Origin of the sequence: Acidiphilium sp. 20-67-58 (assembly GCF_002255515.1) — a bacterium.
In the GTDB taxonomy this organism is placed as follows: Bacteria; Pseudomonadota; Alphaproteobacteria; order Acetobacterales; family Acetobacteraceae; genus Acidiphilium.
On sequence record NZ_NCAS01000021.1, the window covers coordinates 34,429 to 56,449 of the forward strand.

The following is a 22,021-nucleotide window of genomic DNA, read 5'->3' on the forward strand; positions in this document are numbered from 1 at the left end:
ACGGGGAAGGACCGGGAATTTCATGAACGGCGCGGAAAGTCTTGTGCATACGCTGATTGCGTGCGGCATCGATACGGTTTTTGCCAACCCCGGCACCAGCGAGATGCATTTCGTCGCGGCGCTGGACCGGATTCCCGGGATCAACTGCGTTCTCTGCCTCGATGAGACGGTGGTGTCCGGCGCCGCCGACATGTACTGGCGCACCAAGGGGCGGCCGGCGGCGACGCTGCTGCATTGCGGCCCCGGCCTCGCCAACGCGCTCGCCAACCTGCACAACGCCCGGCGCGGCCGCTCGGGCATCGTCAACATCGTGGGCGACCAGGCGACCTATCACCGCCCGCTGGACGCACCGCTGACCGCCGATACCGAAGGCTGGGCGCGGCCGGTCTCCGGCTGGGTGCGGACGGCGATGACCGCCGAGGCGGTCGGGCGGGACGCCGCCGACGCGGTGGCCGCCGCACGCACCGGCACGATCGCGACGCTGATCCTGCCGGCGGATACGGCCTGGACCGAGGGCGGTGTGGTCGGGACGCCGCAGCCGGTTCCGCCGCGCCCCTCCGCCGAGACCGCCGCCATCGATGCCGCCGCCGACGTGCTGCGCTCGGGCGAGACGGCGCTGATGCTGCTCGGCGGGCGGACGCTGACCGACGCCACGCTGCGGATCGTCACCGCCATCGCGCAGACGACCGGCGCGAAGATGCTGGCCGAGATGTTCAACGCGCGGATGGAGCGCGGCCAGGGGCGGCCGCCGATCGAGCGCATCCCCTACCAGATCGACGCCGCGGTGCACTCGCTGGAGGGCATCCGCCACCTGATCCTGGTCGAGGCGAAGCCGCCGGTCGGGTTCTTCGCCTATCCGGGCAAGAAGGGCCGGCTCTGGCCGGATGACTGCACGGTGCATACGCTGGCGGATATCGGCCAGGATGGTGCTGCGGCGTTGCAGGCACTGGCCGAGCGCGTCGGCGCCGGCACGCCGGACATCGCGGTCACGCCGCGCCCCGCACCGGCGACCGAGGCGATCGCGCCGGAGACGGTGGCGACCTCGCTCGCCGCCCTGCTGCCGGATGACAGTATCGTGGTCGATGAGGGGATTTCCTTCGGCCGCGGCTTCTCCCGCTTTACCCATGGCGCCGCCCCGCATCTGTGGCTGCAGGTGCCGGGCGGAGCGATCGGCGGCGGCCTGCCGGGCGCGGTGGGTGCTGCGATCGGCTCCGGCCGGCGGGTGCTCGCGATCCAGGCGGACGGCTCGGCGATGTACAGCATCACCGCGCTGTGGACGATGGCGCGCTGCAATCTCGACGTGACCGTGGTGATCCTGGCCAACCGGAAATACGCGATCCTGCTGCACGAATACGCCAATGTCGGCGCCAATCCCGGGCGGACCGCGATGGACATGCTCGATCTCGGCCATCCGGATATCGACTTCGTGCGCCTTGCCGAGGGCATGGGGGTTGCCGCGGCGCAGGCGGACAGCATGGAAAAGCTCAATGCGCTGATGGCGGCGAGCTTCGAGCGCAAGGGACCGTTCCTGATCGAACTGCTGACCTGAGGCGTTCATAACCGGCGGCATCTGACCGCCGGGCGGGCGGTCCGTCCTGACACAAGACGACTACACAGGACGCAGCATGGCGAGTTCCACGGTTCAAGGTCGGTCAAATTCCCGCTGGTGGGCGGCGGCACGACGACGACTGGCCGCGATCACCGTCGATGCGCCGATGCATGTCCGGGCCCTGGTGCGGACCGACGAGATCTGGCTCGCGGCGATTGCCGTCGTGGTCGGCGTTTTCTCGGGGTTCTGCGTCTTCCTGATGGATTTCCTGAGCCACCACTTCCATTTCTGGTTCTTCGCCCTGCCGAAGCTCGGCGAGGGCCTCTCGCAGCAGACGCATATCGACCCGATGCGCGCGATCTTCGTGCCGATCCTGGGCGGCGCGGCACTGGGGTCGGTCGCTTGGATTCTCGGCAAGTATCGCATCACCAACATCGTCGACCCGGTCGAGGCGAATGCGCTTTACGGCGGCAAGATGTCGCTGCGCGATTCCTTCATCGTGGCGATGCAGACCTCGTTTTCCAACGGCGTCGGCGGCTCGGTGGGCCAGGAAGCCGGCTATGCGCAGTTCGGCGGCGGCATCGCCTCATGGATCGGCCAGCATCTGCGGCTGCGGCGCAACGACCTGCGCGTGCTGGTGGGCTGCGGCGCCGGGGCGGCGATCGGCGGCGCGTTCAACGCCCCGCTCTGCGGCGCGTTCTATGGAATCGAACTCGTCATCGGCACCTATTCCCTGCCGACCCTGACCATGGTCGTCATCGCCTCGCTCTCCGGCACGCTGACCACGGAACTGCTGATGGATGGCGGCGTGCGGCCGCTCGATGTCGTGCTGCCGACCCATACGCCGGGCTATGCCTACCCGCTCGCGGTGCTGCTCGGCATCATCGCGGGGTTTGTCGGCATCGCGATCATGCGGACGGTGACCTCGCTGGAAGCGGTGTTCCGGCGCACCGGCGTGCCGGTCTGGCTTCGGCCGATGATCGGCGGCGTCGTTGTCGGGCTGCTGGGCAGCATCACGCCCAAGGTGATGGCCTCGGGCAATTCATCGCTGCACACCCAGCTCGCCGTGATCTATCCGTTCATGCTCGCGGTGGCGCTGCTGGTGATGAAATCGACCGCCTCGGCCTTCTCCATCGCGACCGGCTTCCGCGGCGGCCTGTTCTTCGCCGCGCTGTTCATGGGATCGCTGCTCGGCCGCGCCTATGGCGATGTCGCGGTGTTGCTGCCCGTGGCGCATGGCGTGCCGATCGGCTTCTATGCCGTGGTCGGCATGGCGGCGCTGGCCACCGCGATCGTCAGCGGCACCATGACGATGACCTTCCTCACCCTCGAGAGCACCAACAATTTCAGCATCACCATCGCCGTCCTGATGGCCGCGATCGCCGCATCGCTCACGGTTCGCCGCTTTTTCGGCTATTCGTTCACCACCTGGCGCTTCCATCTGCGCGGCGAGACGATCCGCAGCGCTGTCGATATTGGCTGGATCCACAATCTGACGGTCGGGCGGATGATGCGCCGCAACCAGTACGTCACCCAGGAGACCAGCGAAATCGTTGAGTTCAAGGCCGAGTTCCCGCTCGGCCGGACGCAGTATGTCGTCGTGCTCGACGAGAACCAGCGCTATGCCGGGCTTGCCTATCCCTCGGAGGTGCACGCGCCGGATGCCGCGGCCGAGGAGTCGATCCAGCCCCTCGTTCGCCATCGTGACGATTTTCTCACGCCGCAGGCGACGGTGAAGGAAGCGATCCGGGCCTTCGAGAAGGCGGAATGCGATGTTCTGGCGGTGATCGACGGCGAAGAGAGCCGTCAGGTGCTCGGCGTCCTCACCGAACAATATGCCCTCCGCCGCTACAGCGAGGAGCTGGATCAGCGGCGGCGGGAGCTTTCGGGCGAATAGGCGCCGCGCTCAGAAATCGGAGCAGCGGCCGTTGCGTTCCCAATCGCCATAACGGGTCGGTTCGGGGCCTTTCGGGCCGCCGATTTCCTTCGGCCAGGGCTTTGCCGCAGCGGTATCCGGGGTTGCCGCCGGAGCGTCGCTCGCGGTCGCGGTGGTGGTGCCGGCAGGTTCGGCCTGGGTGCTTTCGGTCTGATCGGTCATGAGCCGGATTTGGCCCCTTCCGCGTTACCCGGCAAGGGGGACTTGCCACCATTCGATTCCAGCACCGCCGCCTCGCGCAGCCGCTGCTCGGCAAGCGGCCGCCAGGGCGCCGTGGCCGGTGCTGCGGCCATGGCCTTGCGGAACAGCGCCGCGGCATCCGGCGTGACATGGCCCACGGCCTCGCTCTCCGCCTCGGCCGTCTCGGCGGCGAGGGTGGGATCGAACTTCATGGCGAGCGCCATTTTCCAGGCCTGCACCGCGGGAGCAAGCTTGTTCTGGCTCACCAGCGCCTGGCCGAGCAGCAGATATCCCTGCCGCGCCTCCGGACTGCCGGGCGGCAGGCTGGCGAGTTTCTGCCTGAGTTGCTCGATCAGCGCATTGTCCCGCTTCGCGGCTTGATCGCGCTGGCGGATCACGCTGGCATGCGGCTCCGAGGGCACGAGAGGCAGCCCCGAGGGGATGAACAGCGCCACCGCCGCGACCGGTATGGCGACGAAGGTCGCGATCAACACACCGCGCGCGGCGCGGTTGGCTTCCGGCTCGGGAATCTGGTCGGCGGCGAGGAGCCGGCGCTGCACTTCGAGCCGCGCCGCCTTGTATTCCTCCTCCGGCAGACGGCCTTCCTCACGATCCCGGTCGATTTCCTCGAGCTGGGAGCGATGCAGGGCCATGGCGGTCTCCCGCCGGTAACGGATCGTGCCCTGGCGCAGCCACACGACCAGGAGCGGCGCGATCGCCACGGCGGCCAGCACCGCCATCCAGAGCCAGATCAAGACAGGAGTTCCTTCAGCCGGTCAGTTTCTTCCGGCGATAATGGCGGGGGGGTTGCCCGCCGGCGGCGGCGCGCGACCAGCAGCACCGCAAGCCCGATGATCGCGGCAATGCCCGGCGAGAGCCAGAGCAGCCAGGTTTCCGGGCGGAACGGCGGCTTGAGCAGCACATAGATGCCGTAACGCTTGACCATGAACGCGATGATCTGGCGATTGCTGTCCCCCGCGGCGACGCGGTGGCGGATGATGGTGCGGAACTGCTTGGCCAGCCCGGCCCGCGAATTCTCGACTGTTTCGTTCTGGCAGACCAGGCAGCGCAGCTTGTTGCCGATCGCCTCGGCGCGTTCCTCCTGGGCGAAGGTGAGCTTCACGCCGTCGCGGGTGATGCTGGTCGGGTGATCGCCGCCCGCCGATGGCGCCGGCGCCGGCGCGGCGGGAGATGCCATCGCCGTGCCGCAGGCAAGAGCCAGTCCGGCGACGAGCAGGACGAGCCAGCGCCTCATGCCAGCCTCCGCAGCGCGGGGCGGAGCTGATCGTCGATCACCTCGGGCACCAGCGGCGCCGCGACATGCCACACCACCTTTCCGCCCGGGGCGATCAGGAAACTCTCCGGCACGCCATAGACGCCCCAGTTGATCGCCGTCCGCCCCGAGGGATCGGCCGCGAGGCGGGCATAGGGGTTGCCGTATTTCGCAAGGTAGAGGCCGATGGCCTCGGGCTTGTCCTGATAGGCGATCCCCCAGATGTCGACGCCGGATTTCGCCAGCCGGTCGAGATAGGGAGCCTCGCCGGCGCAGGGAACGCACCAGGAGGCGAAGAAATTCACCAGAACCGGGCGCGTCTGCGCGGCGAGCAGCTTCTTGTCGAACCCCTCCTTGCCATCCACCCCGGTCAGGGTGAAATCCGGCACGTCGTGCCCGACCAGCGGGTTGTCGAAGGCCTGCGGGTTGTAGCTGCCGGTCTGCATCCGGCGGAGCAGTTCATAGAAGCCGACCCCGCCCACGCCCACGACGAGCAGCGGCAGTCCGAACATCATGCGGCGCGACAGGCTCATCGGTCGGGATCAGACCGTGGCCGAGCCGGAAGGCCGACGCAGCCGGCTTCGCACCGGCGCACCGACGCGGAACCGCCGGTCGGTCAGCGAGATCGCGCCGCCAAGCGCCATGATGAGGCCGCCGAGCCAGATTTCCGGCGCGAGCGGATGGATGTTGAAGCGGAATTCGCCGCCGCCGCTGTTGTTGTCACCGGCGAAGGTGGCGAAGAGATTGCGAACGCCGTTGCTGCGGATCGCAGCGGCCACCGTCTTGACCTTCTGGTCGGTGAAATACCGCGTCTCGGGGTGCAGGATCTGGACCAGATGCCCGTTGCGCGACACCTCGATCGTCGCGTCGCGGGCGCTGTAGTTCGGCCCGGTTGCCGGCTTGATCGCGATCAGCTTCCAGTTGTAGCCGCCAAGATCGATCGACTGGCCGGGGTTGAGCACGCGGATCGTATGCGTCTGCAACGACATGCCGGCGATGCCGAGCACGGCGATCCCGAAGCCGAGATGCCCGAGCGAGGCGCCGATGGCGGCCCGCGGGATGGTGAACAGCCGCATGAAGGACTGGCCAAGCGGAATCCGGAACAGGCGGACCCGCTCCGCGAGATCGACCAGCGCGCCCATCACCACCCAGACCGCGCCAGCGAGCCCGAGCGCCGCGACGAAATGCCCGCGCAGGATGAAGGCGCCGAAGACGACGAGTGCGAGAACCGCCACGAACCACAGCTTGGTCAGCGCCGGCAGCAGCGCCGCGCGCTTCCACGACAGCATCGGCCCGACCGCCATCGCCAGGATCAGCGGCGCGGTGAGCGGCAGGACGGCCTGGTCGTAGAACGGCGCGCCCACCGAGATCTGCCGGTTGAACAGCAGCGCGAGAAAAGGCGGATACATCGTGCCGGTGAAGACGACGGCGGCGATGATGCAGAGGAATATGTTGTTCAGGATCAGCGCGCCCTCGCGCGAGACCGGCGCGAAAACCCCGCTCGCCGCCAGAACCGGCGCGCGGAAGGCAAACAGCAGCAGCGAGCCGCCGATGGTCAGCGCGAGCAGCACGAGGATGAACAGCCCCTGATCCGGCGAGGCGGAAAACGCGTGCACCGAGTTGAGCAGGCCCGAGCGGACGAGGAAGGTGCCGCACAGGCTGAGCGAGAAGGTGGCGATGGCGAGCAGCACCGACCAGGTCTTCAGCGCCTCGCGCTTCTCCACCACGATGGCGGAATGGATCAGCGCCGTGCCGGTCAGCCAGGGCAGCAAGGCAACGTTCTCGACCGGATCCCAGAACCAGAACCCGCCCCAGCCCAGCGTGTAATACGACCAGAGCGAGCCGAAGCAGATGCCGCAGGTCAGGAACAGCCAGGAGACAAGCGCCCAGGGCCGCACCCAGCGCCCCCAGGCGGCATCGACCCGCCCTTCGATCAGGGCGGCAACGGCGAAGGCGAAGGCAATCGAGAAGCCGACATAGCCGGTGTAGAGAATCGGCGGATGCACGGCGAGGCCGGGATCCTGCAGGATCGGGTTGACGCCCGCGCCATGCAGCGGCGGCGGCCAGATCCGCGCGAACGGGTTGGAGACGGCGATAACGAAAGCCATGAACCCGCCGGACACGAGGCCGAGCACACCGAGCACGCGCGAGCGCAGGCTGGTGGGTATGCTGTTGCCGAAAATGCCGACGGTCGCGCCACACAGCGAGAGGATCAGGCACCAGAGCAGGATCGACCCGTCATGGTTTCCCCAGGTACCGGTGATCCGGTAGAAGAGCGGCGTCGTCGATGATGAATATTCCGCGACATTGCGTACCGTGAAGTCCGACACCACGCCGGCCCAGACCAGCGCGAGGAAGGACAGGCCCAGCATGACGAACTGGCCGATCGCCAGCGCGGGTGCGGCACGAAGGATCTGCCGGTCGCGCAGCATTGGCCCGGCGATGCCGACCACAGATTGCGCAACGGCGATGGCCAGAGCCAGCGCAAGCGCGAAATTGCCGAGGGTGGGGATCATTGTGCGGCTCCTGCGGTCGGCTCAGCCATTGCTGGACGCCTCGATCTGGGCGGGCGACTTGTCGTCCCAGGCGCCGGCATCGGGCGGCGGGCCGAATTTCGGGTTCCACTTGCCGGCCTTGCGCAGCGCCATCTCGACATCGCGGGGCATGTAATCGGCACCGTGCTTGGCGAGCACGGTGGAGGCGAGGAATTCACGATCGCCCTCGCTCATCGCGCCGATCGTGACCACGCCCTGCCCCTGGCGGAACAGTCCGGGCAGCACGCCGGTATAGACCACCGGGATCGAGGCGCTGCCATCGGTGATGCGGAACGTGGTATAGGGCGCGCCGTTGCGGGTGCCCATCACCACGGTGTTCGCCTGCACGATGCCGCCGAGGCGGAATACCTGCCCGGCCGGCGGATGGCGCGCGGCGACCTGCTGCGGCGACATGAAGAACGAGAGGCTGGAGCGGAAGGCGACCAGCATCAGCGCCACCGCGGTGGACAGACCGAGACCGCAGGCGACCACGATCCAGAGACGGCGTTTCTTGCGGCTCATCATGACGCGGCACTCCCCGACTCGCCACGCCCGCGCGGCTCCACCGCAGCCAGCCTGCGCCTTGCCGCGCGGTAGCGGAAGAACGTGGTCAGGGAGAGAATGCCGATGATCGCAAGGGCGGCGCCATAGCTGCCGACCACGTAAGGCAGGGTGTTCTTCACCATCGTATCAGTTCCCCGAGCGCTCCGCGCGTGCGAGCAGCAGCGCCCGCGCGCGGTTTTCCATGATACCGCTCGAAATGCGTGCGAGGGACATGGCAATGAAGGCGAGATAGAAGCCCAAGGTGGAAATCAGCAGCGGATACAGCATCGTGACGTAGATCTTGGATGGGCCTGTGAGAGTGATCGAGTTGCCCTGGTGGAGCGAATTCCACCAGTACACGCTGAACACGATGATGGGCAGGTTGATCGCGCCGACAAGGCCGAGGATCGCGGCGGCGCGATATCCGTGCTGCGGATTGTCGAACGCGCGGATCAGCGCCATGTGGCCGAGATAGAGAAAGAACAGGATCAGCACCGAGGTCAGCCGCGCATCCCACACCCAGTAGGTGCCCCATTCCGGCTCGCCCCAGAGCGATCCGGTAATCAGGCAGAGCCCGGTAAAGCCGGCGCCGACCGGCCCCATCTCCTTCGCCGCGATATCGGCCAGCGGATGCCGCCAGACGATCGAGAGCAGCGAGCAGATGGCCAGCGCCGCATAGCCGTTCATCGCCACCCAGGCCGCGGGAACGTGGACATACATGATGCGCGAGGCGATGCCCTGCTGCCAGTCCGCCGGGGCGAAGGCGAACCCCCAGACCAGCCCGACGGTGCAGACGATCAGCGCCGACCAGCCGATCCAGGGGATCAGCGGCTGGACCAGGCGCTGGAAACGCCCCGGATTGGCGAAACGGTGCAGCCAGGCACCTGATTTCGATGTCGGGGCGGCGATCATGGCGGCCTGCGCGTCGGCCGCGTAATCCGTGGCGGGTGAACGGTCCATCAACAGATTGTCTAATACGAATTCTTGTTTTTGACAGCCCCCACCCGGACGCGGAGCCGCCCCTGCCGATCACATCTTGGCGCAGCACGATCAGCCATTATGCTGGCGTCAGTGAAACCGCCCGCAAGGAGCCATCGCAATGCAGTTCGTCCTCGTCGCCCATGATCGCAAAGACAGCCTCGCCCTGCGCAAGCAGGTCCGCCCCGATCACCTCGCCTATCTCGACAGCATCAAGTCGAGCATCCTCTATGGCGGCCCGATGCTGGATGCCGACGGCAATCCCTGCGGCTCGATGATCGTCTACGAGGTGGCGGACCGCGCGGCGGCGGAAACGCTGGTCGCCAACGACCCCTACAGCAAGGCCGGGCTGTTCGGCGCGGTCGAGATCCAGGGCTTCCGCACCGTGCTGCGCGACGGCACGCTGACGCCGTGAACTACTGGCTGGTCAAGTCCGAGCCGGACGCGTTTTCCTGGGACCAGCAGGTGGCCAACGGCGTCGAACCCTGGACCGGCGTGCGCAACCACGCCGCCAGGAACAACCTGAAGGCGATGCGCGTGGGCGACCGCGCCTTCTTCTATCACTCCAATATCGGTCGCGAGATCGTCGGCGTGGTGGAGGTGGTGCGGGAAGCCTATCCGGACCCGACCGCCGAATCCGGCGACTGGGTGGCGGTCGATGTGAAGGCCGTCGCCCCGATGCCGCATCCGGTCGGCCTCGCCGCGATCAAGGCCGATCCGGCGCTGGCCGATCTCGCACTGGTCCGCCTCTCGCGCCTGTCGGTCGGCCCGGTCAGCCCGGAACACTGGGCGTATCTCTGCGCCATGGGCGGGTTGCGGCTGTAGAGTAGTTTCCGATCCTTTCGGATCGGATGATGCTCTAGCCGCGCAGGAAAGGCTCGAGCGCCGCGAGCACCTCCCGCGGCTTCTCGGCGTGGAGCCAGTGGCCGGCATCGGCGATCGTCTCGATCCGCGCCTGCGGGAAGCGGGCGCGGATCGCCCCATGCGCCGTCGGCGGGACATAGGACGATGTCGCCCCCGCGACGACCAGCGCCGGGCCGTCGTAGCGCGCACCCGGCGCCGGATCGGCCCAGCCGACCAGATCGTTCATCGCGCCGGCGATCTCCTCAAGGCCGAGGCGCCAGCGCGGTGCGGCGCCAAACACGAGATTGTGCAGCAGGAACCCCCGCAAGGCCGGGGTCGGCACGCTGGCGGCGAGCACGGCGTCGGCCTCCTGCCGGGTCAGGCCGGGATGCAGTGCCAGTCCGCGCATCGCCCGGACATAACCCAGATGCTCGTGGCCATAGGCGACCGGCGCGATGTCGAGCACGGCGAGGCGGGTGACGCGGGCAGGATGGGTGAGCGCCAGCATCATCACGATCTTGCCGCCCATCGAATGCCCGACGAAGCCGGCCGCGGCGATGCCCAGCGACTCCATCGTCTCGGCCACATCCTCCGCCATGACGGGGTAGCGCATGTCAGCATCGTGCGGACTGTCGCCATGGTTGCGGGCATCGAGCGTGGTGACGCGGAACCGCGCCGCGAGCCCGCGGGCGATGACGCCGAGATTGCGCCCGGCGCCGAACAGCCCGTGCAGGAGAATGACGTCCGGGCCGCTGCCCGTCGTTGAGGCGTGGAGAATCATTTCGGTTTGTCGATCCCTTGGCTTCGGCTAGGGTTGGCCGATGCAGGCGGAAAATCAACCCGGGGCGGATGCGGCTCGGCTCGAACGGCTGGTGGCGCGGCAGGCGGAGAAGCGGCATCTCGCCGCAATCTGGGCGGCACGGGCAGGGCTTGCCGCCGGCATGACCGTGCTCGATATCGGCGCGGGCACCGGCGCCCTCGCCCTCGAGTATGCCGCTCTCGGCGCGCGCGTGCTGGCGATGGACCCGGATTCCGCGTCCCTCGCTCATGCCGCGGCCGAGGCGGTGCGGCGCGGCCTTGCCCTGGAGACGATGGTGGGCCGGGCCGAGACGCTGGCAGCGCTGCACGTGGCGCCGGACCGGGTCATGCTGACCGATGCGCTGCATCACATGCACGAGAGGGACACGGCGCTGCGCGCGATCCGCGCCGCAATGAAACCCTCCGGCGCGCTGTTCATCGCCGAATACGACCCTGCCGGGCCCGGCGCGGTCGGCGCGCCGATGGCGCGGCGGATGGCGCCGGCGGAGGCTCAGGCACTCCTAGCCGCCGCCGGGTTTTCCGCGGCCGCCGCCGAAGCCGGACCGGACGAGCACTACACGATCCTCGCCGTGCCGTGACTGGCGGCATCGCGCGCGGAGGGGCGGCGCTCGCCGTGGCGGCCGGTCTTGCGGCAGCGCTTTTGCTCCTCGTGCCGCAGGGAATCGAGCCCTTGCTGGGCCTTCTGGCGCTCGGCCTTGCCGGTGGGGCGGCACTCGCCTGGCCGGAGGGGGCGATGGCCGCCTGGCTGCTCCTGGTCGCGACCACGCCGGAGATGTGGCTTTCCGACATGATCGGCCATCACGAGACGATCATCGCCCTGCTCAAGGTCGCGGGGCTGGCGATCATCGGGCTGGCCGCCCTGCGCCGCGGGAGCAGGTTCGACCGCTACAATCCCGGCTACGCCTTCGTGTTCATGTTCATCGGCGGCTTCATGCACGGAATGTGGCCGGGGCTGACGCCGCTCGCCGCGCTGCGGTCGCTGGTCGGCTCGGCGGCGCCGTTCGCCGCCGGCTTCATGCGGACGGAGGCGCGGATGCGCGCGGCGATCATCCGCAGCACCATCATCGGCCCGGCGGTGACGGTGGGGTTCGGCCTGCTGCTCCACGCGGCGGGGGTGCGCGCACTTTACGGCGTTCAGCTCGGTGCGATCCGGCTGCAGGCATCGAGTTCGCCGGCCTTTCTCGGCGGCTTCGCGATGATCGCCATCTATGCCGGGCTGGTCGCCTTCGCCGGCAGCGGCCGACGGCGGGAATGGGGCTGGATCGGCGCGAATTTCCTGATCCTGCTGGCCAGCGGTGCGCGCGCGCCGCTCGCACTCGCCAGCAGCGCCACGCTCGCCACCTTGCTCGCGGTGGACGCGCCGGAATTCGGCATGCGGGCCCGGCTCAGCCTGCTGGCGATCGGCGGTGCTGCGTTCGGCGGCGTGCTTCTCGCCGGGCCGGCGCTGCATTTCGTCCGCGTGATCGACCTCGTTCATCTCGGCGATGCCGGCAGCCTGTCCAACCGCAACCTGATCTGGCCCTATTTCGAGGCGGCGCTGGCGCGCTCGCCCTGGCTCGGCTGGGGGGTGGGCGCGGGCAAGGTGATCGTGCCGCTGCATTCGTCGATCGGCCGGTTCCTTGGCACCAACGCGGCGCATGACGAATATCTGCGCATCGCCTGCGAGGGCGGCGTGCCCGGCGCGCTGCTGCTGTTCGGCCTGCTCGGCCTGTGGCTGTTTCGGGGCAGCGCTGCGCTGCCGGTGGGGCAGCGACGGCTGATCCGCCTTGTATTTCTCGCCTTCGCAGTGCAATCTCTGACGGATAATACTTTGATCGCAACGACCAGCCTGACGTTCTTCACATGGGCGCGGGCGGTGTTCATCAATCCCGACGAAGGATCGTCCCCGGCATGACCATGCTCCCGCTTTCCCGCCGCGCGCTGCTGGCCGCGCCGGCGTTTCTCGGCCTGGCACCCTCCCTCGCCCACGCCGCCGGCCCGACGCCGCCGATCTGCATCGTGCTCGATTCGGGCGGCTCGCGCGTTTCGATCATCGACATGACAACGCGCAAGGTGATCCATACCGAGCCGACGCTGCGCGAGCCCGGCCACTGGACGCTGACGCCGGACCGCAAGACGCTGATGATCGCCGATGCCGCGGGCAATGCGGTGTTCTTCTTCGACCCCGCCACCGGGCGCGAACGCGGCCACAAGCTGATCCCCGATCCCTACCAGCTCTGGTTCAGCCCGGATGGCAACTTCCTCACCGTGAACTGCCTGCGGCTCAACCATGTCGACATCTACCATGCCGACACGCTGACCCTCGCCCACCGCTTCCGCGCCGGCTCGATGCCGAGCCATCTCAGCTACACGCCGGATTCGCGCACCGTCTTCGTCTCGATGCAGGATTCCGGCACGCTGGTCGCGATCGACCTCGCCACCATGCGCGTCCGCTGGACGGCGCCGGTCGGCAAGACGCCCGCCGGGGTGATGTGGCATGACGGCGTGGTCCTGGTTGCCATCATGGGCAGCGATCATGTCGCCGTGGTCGATCCGGCGACTGGCCGGGTGATGCGCACCGTGCTGACCGACAAGGGCGCGCACAACATCTTCCTCACGCCGGACCGCAGCGAGTTCTACGTCACCAACCGCGTCGCCGGTTCGCTCACCGTGCTGGACGCGAAGAGCCTCGGCTTCAAGCGGCGGATTCCGATGCCGGGCGGGCCGGACGATCTCTGTTTCGCACCGGACGGGCGGCTGTGGATCGCGCTGCGCTTCGCCTCCCGCGTCGCCGTGCTGGAGCCGGCGAGCGGTGCTGTTGACCACATCACGGTCGGCCGCTCGCCGCACGGGATTTATCTCTCGACCCTGCTGACCGACACCGCCGCCCGCACGGCGATGCGCCTGGCCTGAGCATGCTGCCGGCCCATCCGTTCAACGATCTTGCCGGCTGGGTGGAGCAGGTGGCGGTGCTGCCGCTGCTCTACCGGTTCGGGCTGATGCAGTGGAGCGAACTCTCCTTCGGCTGGACTCTGGTCGCGATCTATGGCGTGACGCAGATGCTGCTGGCCTATGCGGTCTGCGTGCCGCTGGAGCGGGCGATGCCGATCGAGCGGTGGGACAGCCGGCGGGCGGTGCTGGTCGACGTGTTCTACACGTTTCTCGCCCGCGTCGGCGTGCTGCCGGTGATGACCTTCGTGCTGTTCTACGCGGCGCAGGTGCGGCTGGATGGGTTTCTCGCCGATCACGGCTATGTGCCGCCGATGCTGGAGACGATCTTCCCGCCGCTGTTCGGCCATCCGGTGATCACCTTCGCGGTCTATGCGCTGATCCTCGACTTCGCCGATTACTGGCGGCACCGTCTCTCGCATCGCTTCCGCCTCTGGTATGCGCTGCACGCGGTGCATCACGCCCAGCGGCAGATGACCTTCTGGTCCGACGACCGCAACCATGTGCTCGACGAGGTGATCGGCTTCCTCTGGTTCATGGCGGTGGGGCTGCTGGTCGGGATTCCGCCGCTGCAATTCCCGCTGCTGGTGCTGATCCTGCGATTCGTCGAGAGTTTCAGCCACGCCAATATCCGCCTCTCCTTCGGCCGGATTGGCGAGCGGCTGCTGGTCTCGCCGCGGTTTCACCGCGCGCATCACGGCATTCTCGCCGCCGGCGAACGCTCGATCAATTACGGCGCGGTGTTCCCGTTCTGGGACATGCTGTTCGGCACCGCCGATTTCTCGAAGGATTTCGCGCCGACCGGCGACCCCGAAGCGCCCGAGGCGATGGCGAGCGGCGGATGGGTCGCCCAGCAATGGTCCGGGCTCGTGCATATGGTCCGCTCGATCTGACGCGATTTTTCGCTTCCGCCCGGCGCCGATAAGGCGTTTCCTGCGCTGGCCATGCCGATCCTGTGCCGCGACTGCGATACGATTTCCGAGGCCGCCGGCGCCTGCCCGCATTGCGAGGGGCGGCGCCTCGTCGCGCATGACGAGATCGCGACCCTCGCCATCGCCCATATCGACTGCGACGCCTTCTATGCGAGCGTGGAGAAGCGCGACCGGCCGGAGCTCGCCGACCGGCCGGTGATCGTCGGCGGCGGGGCGCGCGGCGTGGTGGCGGCCTGCTGCTACATCGCCCGCCTCTCGGGCGTGCGCTCGGCGATGCCGATGTTCAAGGCGAGGAAACTCTGCCCGGACGCGGTGGTGATCGCGCCGGAGATGCGGAAATACGCGTCGGCGGCAGCCGAGATCCGCGCGCTGATGTCCACGCTGACGCCGCTGGTGCAGCCACTCTCGATCGACGAGGCGGCGCTCGATCTCTCCGGCACGGCGGCATTGCACAAGGCGCCGCCTGCCGTCGTTCTCAGCCGCTTCGCCCGGCAGGTCGAGGCGGAGATCGGCGTGACGGTGTCGATCGGCCTGGCGCCGAACCGGCTGCTGGCGAAACTCGCCGCCGAGCGGGACAAGCCGCGCGGCTTCGCCGTGCTGGGTGCGGAGGCCGCCGCGGTGCTGGCGCCGGAGCCGGTCGGCATTCTGCCCGGCGTGGGCCCGGCGCTGGCGCGGAAACTGGCTGGCATGGGGATCACCCGCGTCGGCCAGCTCGCCGCCCTGGATGACCGCGCAGCCCGCACCCGGCTCGGCGAGGACGGGCCGATGCTGACCGCGCGCGCCCGCGGCATCGATCCCCGGCCGATCGACCCCGCGCGGGCAACGAAATCGATCAGTGCGGAGACGACCTTCGCCGCGGATATCGACGATGCGGCCGCCCTCGCCCGCGCCCTGTTTCCGCTCTGCGAGAAACTTGCCCGGCGGCTGCGCGCCGAAGGCTTCGCCGCTGCCGGGCTCGTGCTCAAGCTTAAGACCGCCCGGTTCGAGACGCATACCCATGCGGTGCGGCTGACCGCCCCCACGCAGCTGGCCGAGACGATCTTCGAGGCGGCGAAGCCGGTGCTGATGCGTGCCGCCGGACCGCGCTACCGGCTGATCGGGATCGGCGCGGCCCGGCTCGCCGCCGCCGCGGAGGCCGATCGCGGCGATCTGGTCGACCGGGAAACGCCGCGCCGCGCCGCCCGCGAGGACGCCGTCGAGCGGTTGCGGGCGAAATTCGGCACCGGCATCATCCGCCGCGGCGGATAGGCACGACAGGCGCACGCGGCGCTTGCCCGCTTCTGTGCGAAGCCGATAGGCTGGCCACAGGAGGATCGCTGATGAGGAGATTGAGGGTTCCGGCCGCCTGCATCGCGGCGCTGTCGATCGCCACCGCCGGGAGCGCCATCGCGGCACCGCGGACGATCGTCGAACATGTCGGCCGGTTCGACGCGATCGCCCTGCACGGCCGGTTCCGGCTCGACTTCACCGCCGGCGCCACGCAATCGGTGCGGCTGACGGGCGATCCCTATCTGGTCGAAAACCTCGCCGTGAGCGTGCAGCGCGGCGTGCTGGTGATCGACCGTCCGGCCGCGCTGGACCTGCCGCAGAAGGAGACCGTGCGGGTGACGATCACCGCGCCCTCGCTGGCCGGGCTGACCACGAAAGGGTTCGTCCGCGCGGATCTGCAGGGGCTTTCGGGACGCCGGTTCGACTTCACCAACGATGGCGCTGCGGCCGCCACCCTGTCGGGGCAGGTCGGGCGGTTCAGCATGGTATCGCGCGGGGTCGCCTCGATCGATGCAAGCCTGCTGCACGCCGCCGGGGCGCGCATCGCGGCGCGGGGCCAGGCCAACCTGGTCGTCTATGCCAGCAAGAACGCCGATGTGACGATGTATGGCGAAGGGCGGGTCGTGGTTCTCGGCCACCCGAAGGTGCATACCTTCAAGTCGCTGGCCTACGGGGTCATCACCCAGCGCTGAGAGACGGCCAGAGCATCATCCGATCCGAAAGGATCGGAAAGTGCTCTAGGAGAAACACGGGCAACAAAAAAGGCGCCGTTCGCACGGCGCCTTTTCCGAGACAGGCGGGTTCAGGCCGCCTTCAGGTTCTCGGCGGACATCTTGCCTTCGCGGCCCTTGCGGACTTCGAACTCAAGGCGCTGACCCTCGTCGATCCGGCCAAGGCCGGCACGCTCGACGGCGGAAATATGCACGAACACGTCCTTCGACCCGTCATCCGGCTGGATGAAGCCATAGCCCTTGGTTGCGTTGAACCACTTAACAGTACCTGTCGACATCGCGACTCTCCAAACAAACGGCAGCCCGCGATATGCGGGCCAGCTAACTCTTCAACTTGGGGAGGTGTCGAAGGCGGTAACGCCGAAACGCACGCAGCAACCAGAACCGAAAAGCGCCGTGATCTCTTTATACAGGTTTTTCGACCCGAGGGCCAGCATGGATTTGGACACCCGACGCCAGAAACCAACCCCTTGATATCGCGACGGCCAGCATCCGCTGACCCGGGCCGTGCGGGTCAGGAGCGGAAGGCGACGATCCGCCCCGCGGGCGACCCCGTCACCGCGCCGTCGCGCATCGCTACCTGACCGCGGATGATCGTCATCACCGGCCAGCCGGTGACGCGCTCGCCCTCGAACGGCGACCAGCCGCAAGGGCTGGCGAGCCAGCCCGCCTCGATGCGCTGCTGGCGGCGCAGGTCGACCAGGGTGAAATCGGCGTCATAGCCCGCGGCGATCCGCCCCTTGCCGACCGCGCCATAGATCCGCGCCGGCCCCGCCGCCATCAGATCGACCAGCCGGGTGAGCGTCAGCCGTCCCTGCGCCACCTGGTCGAGCATCACCGGCACCAGCGTCTGCACCCCGGTCAGCCCGGCCGCGGTTTCGGGCCAGGGGCGCTCCTTCGCGGCACGCGGATGCGGCGCGTGATCGGACCCGATCGTGTCCACCAGCCCATCCGCCACCGCGCGCCACGCCGCCTCGACATGGCGCCGATCGCGGATCGGCGGGTTCATCACCGCATAGGCGCCGAGCCGGTCATAGGCGTCGGGCGCCATCTGGGTCAGGTGATTGACCAGCACCTCGACGCTGGCGATGTCGCGGAAATCGCGCAGATAGGCGAATTCCTCCTCGGTCGAGACATGCAGGATATGCGCCGGGCGGAAGGTGCGGCGGGCCAGCGCCATGATCCGCCGCGTCCCCAGCGCCGCGCATTCCGGATCGCGCCAGACCGCGTGGTTGGCATAGGCCATGCCGGTGGAAAATTCGCCGCGCCGCGCCTGCAGGCGGAATTCATCCTCGGAGTGGAAGGCGATCCGCCGCCGTCCGGCGCGCATCACGCGCTCGATCGAGGCATCGTCCTCGACCAGCAGGTTGCCGGTCGAGGAACCGGCGAACACCTTGATCGCGCAGATGCCCGGCTCGGCCTCAAGGGCGGCGAGGTCGCCGATATTGTCCTTCGTCGCGCCGACATAGAGGCCGACATCGCACCACGCCCGCCCGGCGAGCGAGTCCCGTTTCGCCGCCAGCGCCGCCTGTCCGGTGGCCGGTGTGCCGGTGTTCGGCATGTCGAAGATCGCGGTGATGCCGCCGAGCACGGCGCCGCGCGTGCCGGTTTCCATCGTCTCGACCGCCGGCAGCTCGCCGCTCCCGGAATCGCGGAAATGCACATGCGGGTCGATCAGCCCCGGTAGCACGTGCAGGCCGCGCGCATCGATCGTCTCGGCCGCATCCCCGGTCGCGGCGAGGGTGGCGATCCGGCCATCCCGCACGCCGATCCGCCCCGTCGCCTCGCCCCAGGGCAGGATCAGGGTGCCGTTCTCGATGATCAGGTCGTAGCGCTCGGTCATGCCCGTTCTCCCAGTATTTCGAACACATCGCCATCGACGGCGCCGCCCAGCCCGTGACGATGATGCCACAAGGCGAGGAACAGCAGCCGCCAGCATGCCACGCCGGCCCGGCGGTCGGCCGCGCGGCCGAACAGGTCGCGCACCCGCGCCGGATCCGCAACCTCGGCAATGACCGGCGCGCGCGCGACCAGCTCGCCGAGGCGCTGGCCCTGCCCGGCGATCCAGGCGGCGACCGGCACATCGAACCCCTGCTTGCGGGCGAAGGGACGCGCCGCCGGCAGGTTCGCCTCCAGCCATTTGCGCAGCAGATATTTGCCAAGCCCCCGGCGCGCCCGCAGCCGGTCCGGCAGGGCGAAGGCGAAACGCGCCACCTCGCGGTCGAGGAAGGGCGTGCGGCCCTCCACGCCATGCGCCATCAGGCAGCGGTCGAGCTTGAGCAGCAGATCGTCGGGCAGCCAGGTCGCCACATCCTCGCGCTGGGCGCGGGCGAGGAAGCTGCCCTCCGCCGCCTGCCGCGCCTGCTTCAGGCCGGCGCGCCAGCCCTCGCCGCGATCGCGCAGCAGGTCGAGCCCGTCGAACGCGCCGCGGGCGCGCATCGGCCGGGCGAAGGGCCAGGGCCGCGCCGCCGCGCGGTAGCGGCCGTAGCCGGCGAACATCTCGTCCCCGCCCTCGCCGGACAGCACGACCTTGACGCTCCCGCGCGCATGGCGGGCGAGGAACCAGGTGGGGATGATCGCATAATCGGCGGCCGGATCGTCCATCGCGGCGACGATCGCGGGCAGGTGCCGCCAGGTCATCGCCTCGGTGATCTCGATCCGCTCGTGCCGGGCGCCGACGGCGCGGGCGGTCGCCTCGGCATCGTCGCGCTCGTCGGCCACCGTGTCGCGGTCGAAGCCGGCGGTGAAGGCGAGCACGGGCGTCTCGTTCAGCCGCGCCATCAGGGCGAGGATCGCGGCACTGTCGATCCCGCCCGAGAGGAACATGCCATACGGCACGTCGCTGCGCTGGTGCAGCTCGACCGATTGCGCCAGCACGGCATCGAGCGCGACGAGGGCCGCATCCTCGTCGCGCGGCGCCTCGCCCGGCTCGATCGGCTTATGGCCAAGCAGTTCCGCCTCGGCGCCATCGCGCAGGGTGAGCAGCGCGCCGGGCGGCACCCGCTCGATCCCGGAAAAAACGGTCGCGGTGCCGGTGGTGAATTGCAGTTGCAGCAGCTCGACGAGGCGCGCGGTGTCGATCCGCCGCGTCGCGAGCCCGGCCGCGAGCAGCGCCTGCGGCTCGGAGGCGAAGGCGGTGCCCGGCTCGGCGGCGCAGCGATAGAGCGGCTTGATGCCGAACGGATCGCGCGCCAGCATCACCACGCCGCGCTCGGAATCATCGATCGCGAGCGCATACATCCCGCGCAGCAGCGGCAGGAAATCCGCCTCGGCGCGGGCGAGATGCAGCGGCGGCTCGCAATCGCTGCCGGTGCGGAAGGGAATCTGCGGCAGGGCGGCGCGCAATTCGCGGTTGTTGTAGATCTCGCCATTGCCGATCAGCGCGGCACCGGCGCCGAACAGCGGCTGGTCGCCGGTCGCGAGATCGACGATGGCGAGGCGGGTATGCACCAGCGCCGCCCGCTCGCTGACATGGGTGCCCGCGCCATCCGGCCCGCGATGGGCCAGCGCGCGGGCAAGTGCCGCGAGGGTTTCCGGAGCGATCCGCGCCCCCGGCTTCAGCGCGAGTCCCGCAATGCCGCACATCAGCGCCGCACTCCGGAGAGATAGCCACGCCAGGTTTCCATCACGACCGGGGCGGCGAACTCCGCCTCGAACCGCGCCCGTCCGGCGGCGGCGAGATCGGCGCGGCGGGCCGGATCGGCGAGCTGGGCAGATATCGCGGCGGACAGGGATTGCGTGTCGCCGAGCGGCACCAGCACACCATCCACCCCGTCGCGGATGATTTCGCGCGGCCCCTCGGCGGCAACCGCCACCACCGGCGTCGCGGCGGAGAACGCCTCCAGCACCATGTTGCCCAGCGGCTCGTGGCGCGAGGACGAGACGAACAGGTCGGCCGCCCGCAGCAGCGCGCCGACATCGCGCCGCCAGCCGGCGAGATGGACCCGCCCGCCAAGCCCGCGCGCGGCGATCAGCCCCTCCAGCGCGGCGCGTTCCGGCCCCTCGCCGGCGATCACCAGATGCGCGCCGGGGACCGGCTCGATCGCGCGGATCAGATCGTCGAATCCCTTGACCTCGTGCAGCCGGCCGAGGGCAAGAACCAGCGGTGCCCCCGCCGGCACGCCGAGCCCCTCGCGCGCGGCCGGCGTCTCGGCGGCGAAATCGGCCACGAAATTGGGCAGGTAGGCGATGCGCTCGCGCGGCCAGCCCTGCGCGCCGATCCAGCGCACGATATCGCGCGTGTTGCCGACCAGATGATCGCAGCGGCGGAAATATTTCAGCGGATAGTAGCCGCCGAGCCGGCCGACCAGCGCCCAGTCGCCGCGCGGCGCGTGAAAGGCGGCGCGGCTCATCCAGGCCATCGCCACCTCGGCGCCGAAGCCGCGCAGCGCCGCCCCCGCACGCGGGCGGGTGAGACAATCGAGCGGCCCGCCATAGCGCAGCCCGACCGGGTCGAGCCCTGCCGCGCGCAGCAGGTTCATCCGCGCCGGATCGGGGCGGATCACCGGCAGCACCGCCGCGCCGGCCTCGTGCAGCGCCAGCGTCATCCGCTCGAAAAAGAGTTCGGCGCCGCCATTCGCGGCTCCGGCCATCAGCTGGGCGATCCTCATGCCGCCGCCGCCCGCGCCGCGAGGTCGCGCGCCGCCGCGATCACTGCATCCACACCCAATCCCTCCATCGGCGCCTCGCCCTCGGGGCCCGGCGCGGCGACGAAGCCGGCGCAACGGCCGGCGGGCGCATATTCCGAGGCGCGGGAGCGGCCGAACAGGCCGAGCGTCGGCGTGCCGGCGGCCGCGGCGAGGTGCATAAGCCCGGAATCATTGCCCACGAACAGGGCGCAGCGGGCGAGGCAAGCGGCGGCCTCCACCACCGAAACCCGGCCGACCAGGTCGATCGCGCCGGGCAGCGCCGCGAGCACGGCGGCCGCACGCGCCGCCTCGGCCTCGCCCGGGCCGCCAAAGACCGCGATTCGCCGATAGTCCAGCGCGCGTGCCAGGGCGACGAAGCGTTCGGCCGGCCAGATCTTGCCGTCCCAGTTCGCGGTCGGGCCGAGGCCGAGCACCGGCGCGCCCTCGGGCAGCAATCGGGCCGCAACGGCGCGGTCCTCCGCCGCGGTCCAGACCACCGGCAGCGGCGCCGGATCGAACCCGCTGGAGGCGCCGATCTGCCGGTAGCGCCGGCCGGGCCGCCGGCCGCCACGCACCACGATCCGCCGCCCGGCGCGCAGCGTGTAGGCCAGCGCCGAGCCGCGAAAATCCACCACCACCGCCCAGCGATCGCGCACCAGCCGGCTCCAGAGCGAGAGCCAGTGACGATCCTGCCGCTGCTTCTCGAAAATGATCAGCCGCTCCAGCCCGGGCAGCCGCGCGAACACGCCGGAGGCAGCGGCGCCGCAGGCCACCGTCAGCCTCGCGCCCGGATGATCGCGCCGGATGCGCTCCATCACACCCGAGGCGATCACCGCGTCGCCGATGCGCGATGAGGTTATGAAAAGGATTCTCATGCT

The 22,021-nt window shown here is 69.3% G+C and carries 24 protein-coding genes; 10 read left to right on the top strand and 14 right to left on the bottom strand.

What is annotated here, in order from left to right:
• The first annotated feature begins 22 nt into the window (after positions 1–22).
• Both B7Z76_RS09815 and B7Z76_RS09820 read left to right on the top strand, forming a co-directional pair.
• Positions 23–1,549, top strand: a complete 1,527-nt coding sequence (locus B7Z76_RS09815; RefSeq protein ID WP_174504052.1) for an acetolactate synthase large subunit — start codon at positions 23–25, stop codon at positions 1,547–1,549.
• 76 nt (positions 1,550–1,625) lie between these two features.
• Positions 1,626–3,446: a chloride channel protein gene (locus B7Z76_RS09820; RefSeq protein WP_291343644.1), complete on the top strand. Its 1,821-nt coding sequence runs from the start codon at positions 1,626–1,628 to the stop codon at positions 3,444–3,446.
• Positions 3,447–3,455: 9 nt separating this feature from the next.
• Here B7Z76_RS09820 and B7Z76_RS09825 read toward each other — a convergent pair whose 3' ends face one another.
• From B7Z76_RS09825 to B7Z76_RS09860, 8 genes are read right to left on the bottom strand one after another with little or no spacing between them, the layout of a single operon-like run.
• Positions 3,456–3,647 carry a DUF1674 domain-containing protein gene (locus B7Z76_RS09825; RefSeq protein ID WP_291343646.1) on the bottom strand — a complete coding sequence of 64 codons (192 nt, stop codon included), beginning with the start codon at positions 3,645–3,647 and terminating at the stop codon, positions 3,456–3,458.
• A complete protein-coding gene (gene ccmI, locus B7Z76_RS09830; protein ID WP_291343648.1) occupies positions 3,644–4,420 on the bottom strand; it encodes a c-type cytochrome biogenesis protein CcmI in 777 nt (258 codons plus the stop codon). Before ccmI ends, B7Z76_RS09825 begins: the two co-directional genes overlap by 4 nt.
• Positions 4,417–4,920, bottom strand: a complete 504-nt coding sequence (locus B7Z76_RS09835) for a cytochrome c-type biogenesis protein (protein WP_291343650.1) — start codon at positions 4,918–4,920, stop codon at positions 4,417–4,419. The genes ccmI and B7Z76_RS09835 overlap by 4 nt, the downstream gene beginning before the upstream one ends.
• Positions 4,917–5,471 (bottom strand): DsbE family thiol:disulfide interchange protein, encoded by a 555-nt coding sequence (locus B7Z76_RS09840; protein ID WP_174504047.1) that lies wholly within the window; start codon positions 5,469–5,471, stop codon positions 4,917–4,919. Before B7Z76_RS09840 ends, B7Z76_RS09835 begins: the two co-directional genes overlap by 4 nt.
• Before the next feature lie 9 nt (positions 5,472–5,480).
• On the bottom strand, positions 5,481–7,454 hold the full coding sequence (locus B7Z76_RS09845) for a heme lyase CcmF/NrfE family subunit (protein ID WP_174504046.1): 1,974 nt from the start codon (positions 7,452–7,454) through the stop codon (positions 5,481–5,483).
• Positions 7,455–7,475: 21 nt separating this feature from the next.
• Positions 7,476–7,997: a cytochrome c maturation protein CcmE gene (gene ccmE, locus B7Z76_RS09850; RefSeq protein ID WP_174504045.1), complete on the bottom strand. Its 522-nt coding sequence runs from the start codon at positions 7,995–7,997 to the stop codon at positions 7,476–7,478.
• Positions 7,994–8,158, bottom strand: a complete 165-nt coding sequence (ccmD, locus tag B7Z76_RS09855) for a heme exporter protein CcmD (protein WP_174504044.1) — start codon at positions 8,156–8,158, stop codon at positions 7,994–7,996. The genes ccmE and ccmD overlap by 4 nt, the downstream gene beginning before the upstream one ends.
• Positions 8,159–8,162: 4 nt before the next feature.
• Positions 8,163–8,975, bottom strand: coding sequence for a heme ABC transporter permease (locus B7Z76_RS09860; protein WP_174504043.1), 813 nt, complete (start codon positions 8,973–8,975; stop codon positions 8,163–8,165).
• Positions 8,976–9,114: 139 nt separating this feature from the next.
• On the opposite strand from B7Z76_RS09860, the gene B7Z76_RS09865 reads away from it, so the two are divergent.
• A complete protein-coding gene (locus B7Z76_RS09865; protein WP_174504042.1) occupies positions 9,115–9,408 on the top strand; it encodes a YciI family protein in 294 nt (97 codons plus the stop codon).
• Positions 9,405–9,818, top strand: coding sequence for an EVE domain-containing protein (locus B7Z76_RS09870; RefSeq protein ID WP_174504041.1), 414 nt, complete (start codon positions 9,405–9,407; stop codon positions 9,816–9,818). Before B7Z76_RS09865 ends, B7Z76_RS09870 begins: the two co-directional genes overlap by 4 nt.
• A 34-nt stretch (positions 9,819–9,852) precedes the next feature.
• Here the strand turns inward: B7Z76_RS09870 and B7Z76_RS09875 are convergent, their stop codons facing one another.
• A complete protein-coding gene (locus B7Z76_RS09875) occupies positions 9,853–10,617 on the bottom strand; it encodes an alpha/beta fold hydrolase (protein ID WP_291343655.1) in 765 nt (254 codons plus the stop codon).
• Between the two features lie 40 nt (positions 10,618–10,657).
• On the opposite strand from B7Z76_RS09875, the gene B7Z76_RS09880 reads away from it, so the two are divergent.
• The 6 genes from B7Z76_RS09880 to B7Z76_RS09905 all read left to right on the top strand — a co-directional run bounded on the left by B7Z76_RS09880 (position 10,658) and on the right by B7Z76_RS09905 (position 16,476).
• The gene (locus B7Z76_RS09880; protein WP_174504039.1) at positions 10,658–11,233 is read left to right on the top strand and encodes a class I SAM-dependent methyltransferase; all 576 of its coding nucleotides are present in this window, start codon (positions 10,658–10,660) and stop codon (positions 11,231–11,233) included.
• Positions 11,230–12,549, top strand: coding sequence for an O-antigen ligase (locus tag B7Z76_RS09885; RefSeq protein ID WP_291343658.1), 1,320 nt, complete (start codon positions 11,230–11,232; stop codon positions 12,547–12,549). Before B7Z76_RS09880 ends, B7Z76_RS09885 begins: the two co-directional genes overlap by 4 nt.
• A complete protein-coding gene (locus B7Z76_RS09890) occupies positions 12,546–13,547 on the top strand; it encodes a YncE family protein (RefSeq protein WP_291343659.1) in 1,002 nt (333 codons plus the stop codon). The genes B7Z76_RS09885 and B7Z76_RS09890 overlap by 4 nt, the downstream gene beginning before the upstream one ends.
• Positions 13,548–13,549: 2 nt before the next feature.
• Positions 13,550–14,476 (top strand): sterol desaturase family protein, encoded by a 927-nt coding sequence (locus tag B7Z76_RS09895; protein ID WP_174504036.1) that lies wholly within the window; start codon positions 13,550–13,552, stop codon positions 14,474–14,476.
• A 51-nt stretch (positions 14,477–14,527) separates the two neighbouring features.
• Positions 14,528–15,763 carry a DNA polymerase IV gene (locus B7Z76_RS09900; protein ID WP_291343660.1) on the top strand — a complete coding sequence of 412 codons (1,236 nt, stop codon included), beginning with the start codon at positions 14,528–14,530 and terminating at the stop codon, positions 15,761–15,763.
• A gap of 71 nt (positions 15,764–15,834) precedes the next feature.
• Positions 15,835–16,476 carry a GIN domain-containing protein gene (locus B7Z76_RS09905; RefSeq protein ID WP_291343662.1) on the top strand — a complete coding sequence of 214 codons (642 nt, stop codon included), beginning with the start codon at positions 15,835–15,837 and terminating at the stop codon, positions 16,474–16,476.
• A 110-nt stretch (positions 16,477–16,586) separates the two neighbouring features.
• Here the strand turns inward: B7Z76_RS09905 and B7Z76_RS09910 are convergent, their stop codons facing one another.
• The 5 genes from B7Z76_RS09910 to B7Z76_RS09930 form a co-directional block, all read right to left on the bottom strand.
• Positions 16,587–16,793 (bottom strand): cold-shock protein, encoded by a 207-nt coding sequence (locus B7Z76_RS09910; RefSeq protein WP_007422074.1) that lies wholly within the window; start codon positions 16,791–16,793, stop codon positions 16,587–16,589.
• 236 nt (positions 16,794–17,029) lie between these two features.
• A complete protein-coding gene (locus tag B7Z76_RS09915) occupies positions 17,030–18,358 on the bottom strand; it encodes a dihydroorotase (RefSeq protein WP_174504033.1) in 1,329 nt (442 codons plus the stop codon).
• Positions 18,355–20,100 carry an asparagine synthase (glutamine-hydrolyzing) gene (gene asnB / locus B7Z76_RS09920; RefSeq protein ID WP_291343669.1) on the bottom strand — a complete coding sequence of 582 codons (1,746 nt, stop codon included), beginning with the start codon at positions 20,098–20,100 and terminating at the stop codon, positions 18,355–18,357. The genes B7Z76_RS09915 and asnB overlap by 4 nt, the downstream gene beginning before the upstream one ends.
• Entirely contained in the window at positions 20,100–21,125 is a 1,026-nt protein-coding gene (locus B7Z76_RS09925; RefSeq protein WP_291343671.1) for a glycosyltransferase, read from the bottom strand. Before B7Z76_RS09925 ends, asnB begins: the two co-directional genes overlap by 1 nt.
• Positions 21,122–22,018, bottom strand: a complete 897-nt coding sequence (locus B7Z76_RS09930; protein ID WP_291343672.1) for a glycosyltransferase family 9 protein — start codon at positions 22,016–22,018, stop codon at positions 21,122–21,124. The genes B7Z76_RS09925 and B7Z76_RS09930 overlap by 4 nt, the downstream gene beginning before the upstream one ends.
• Between the last annotated feature and the right edge of the window lie 3 nt (positions 22,019–22,021).

Excerpts from the sequence above, each read along its gene's own strand:
- B7Z76_RS09815 (WP_174504052.1), top strand. The coding sequence starts at position 23 with ATGAACGGCGCGGAAAGTCTTGTGCATACGCTGATTGCGTGCGGCATC.
- B7Z76_RS09820 (WP_291343644.1), top strand. The coding sequence starts at position 1,626 with ATGGCGAGTTCCACGGTTCAAGGTCGGTCAAATTCCCGCTGGTGGGCG.
- B7Z76_RS09825 (WP_291343646.1), bottom strand. The coding sequence starts at position 3,647 with ATGACCGATCAGACCGAAAGCACCCAGGCCGAACCTGCCGGCACCACC.
- B7Z76_RS09835 (WP_291343650.1), bottom strand. The coding sequence starts at position 4,920 with ATGAGGCGCTGGCTCGTCCTGCTCGTCGCCGGACTGGCTCTTGCCTGC.
- B7Z76_RS09840 (WP_174504047.1), bottom strand. The coding sequence starts at position 5,471 with ATGAGCCTGTCGCGCCGCATGATGTTCGGACTGCCGCTGCTCGTCGTG.
- B7Z76_RS09845 (WP_174504046.1), bottom strand. The coding sequence starts at position 7,454 with ATGATCCCCACCCTCGGCAATTTCGCGCTTGCGCTGGCTCTGGCCATC.
- ccmE (WP_174504045.1), bottom strand. The coding sequence starts at position 7,997 with ATGATGAGCCGCAAGAAACGCCGTCTCTGGATCGTGGTCGCCTGCGGT.
- ccmD (WP_174504044.1), bottom strand. The coding sequence starts at position 8,158 with ATGGTGAAGAACACCCTGCCTTACGTGGTCGGCAGCTATGGCGCCGCC.
- B7Z76_RS09860 (WP_174504043.1), bottom strand. The coding sequence starts at position 8,975 with ATGGACCGTTCACCCGCCACGGATTACGCGGCCGACGCGCAGGCCGCC.
- B7Z76_RS09865 (WP_174504042.1), top strand. The coding sequence starts at position 9,115 with ATGCAGTTCGTCCTCGTCGCCCATGATCGCAAAGACAGCCTCGCCCTG.
- B7Z76_RS09875 (WP_291343655.1), bottom strand. The coding sequence starts at position 10,617 with ATGATTCTCCACGCCTCAACGACGGGCAGCGGCCCGGACGTCATTCTC.
- B7Z76_RS09880 (WP_174504039.1), top strand. The coding sequence starts at position 10,658 with ATGCAGGCGGAAAATCAACCCGGGGCGGATGCGGCTCGGCTCGAACGG.
- B7Z76_RS09890 (WP_291343659.1), top strand. The coding sequence starts at position 12,546 with ATGACCATGCTCCCGCTTTCCCGCCGCGCGCTGCTGGCCGCGCCGGCG.
- B7Z76_RS09895 (WP_174504036.1), top strand. The coding sequence starts at position 13,550 with ATGCTGCCGGCCCATCCGTTCAACGATCTTGCCGGCTGGGTGGAGCAG.
- B7Z76_RS09900 (WP_291343660.1), top strand. The coding sequence starts at position 14,528 with ATGCCGATCCTGTGCCGCGACTGCGATACGATTTCCGAGGCCGCCGGC.
- B7Z76_RS09905 (WP_291343662.1), top strand. The coding sequence starts at position 15,835 with ATGAGGAGATTGAGGGTTCCGGCCGCCTGCATCGCGGCGCTGTCGATC.
- B7Z76_RS09910 (WP_007422074.1), bottom strand. The coding sequence starts at position 16,793 with ATGTCGACAGGTACTGTTAAGTGGTTCAACGCAACCAAGGGCTATGGC.
- B7Z76_RS09915 (WP_174504033.1), bottom strand. The coding sequence starts at position 18,358 with ATGACCGAGCGCTACGACCTGATCATCGAGAACGGCACCCTGATCCTG.
- asnB (WP_291343669.1), bottom strand. The coding sequence starts at position 20,100 with ATGTGCGGCATTGCGGGACTCGCGCTGAAGCCGGGGGCGCGGATCGCT.
- B7Z76_RS09925 (WP_291343671.1), bottom strand. The coding sequence starts at position 21,125 with ATGAGGATCGCCCAGCTGATGGCCGGAGCCGCGAATGGCGGCGCCGAA.
- B7Z76_RS09930 (WP_291343672.1), bottom strand. The coding sequence starts at position 22,018 with ATGAGAATCCTTTTCATAACCTCATCGCGCATCGGCGACGCGGTGATC.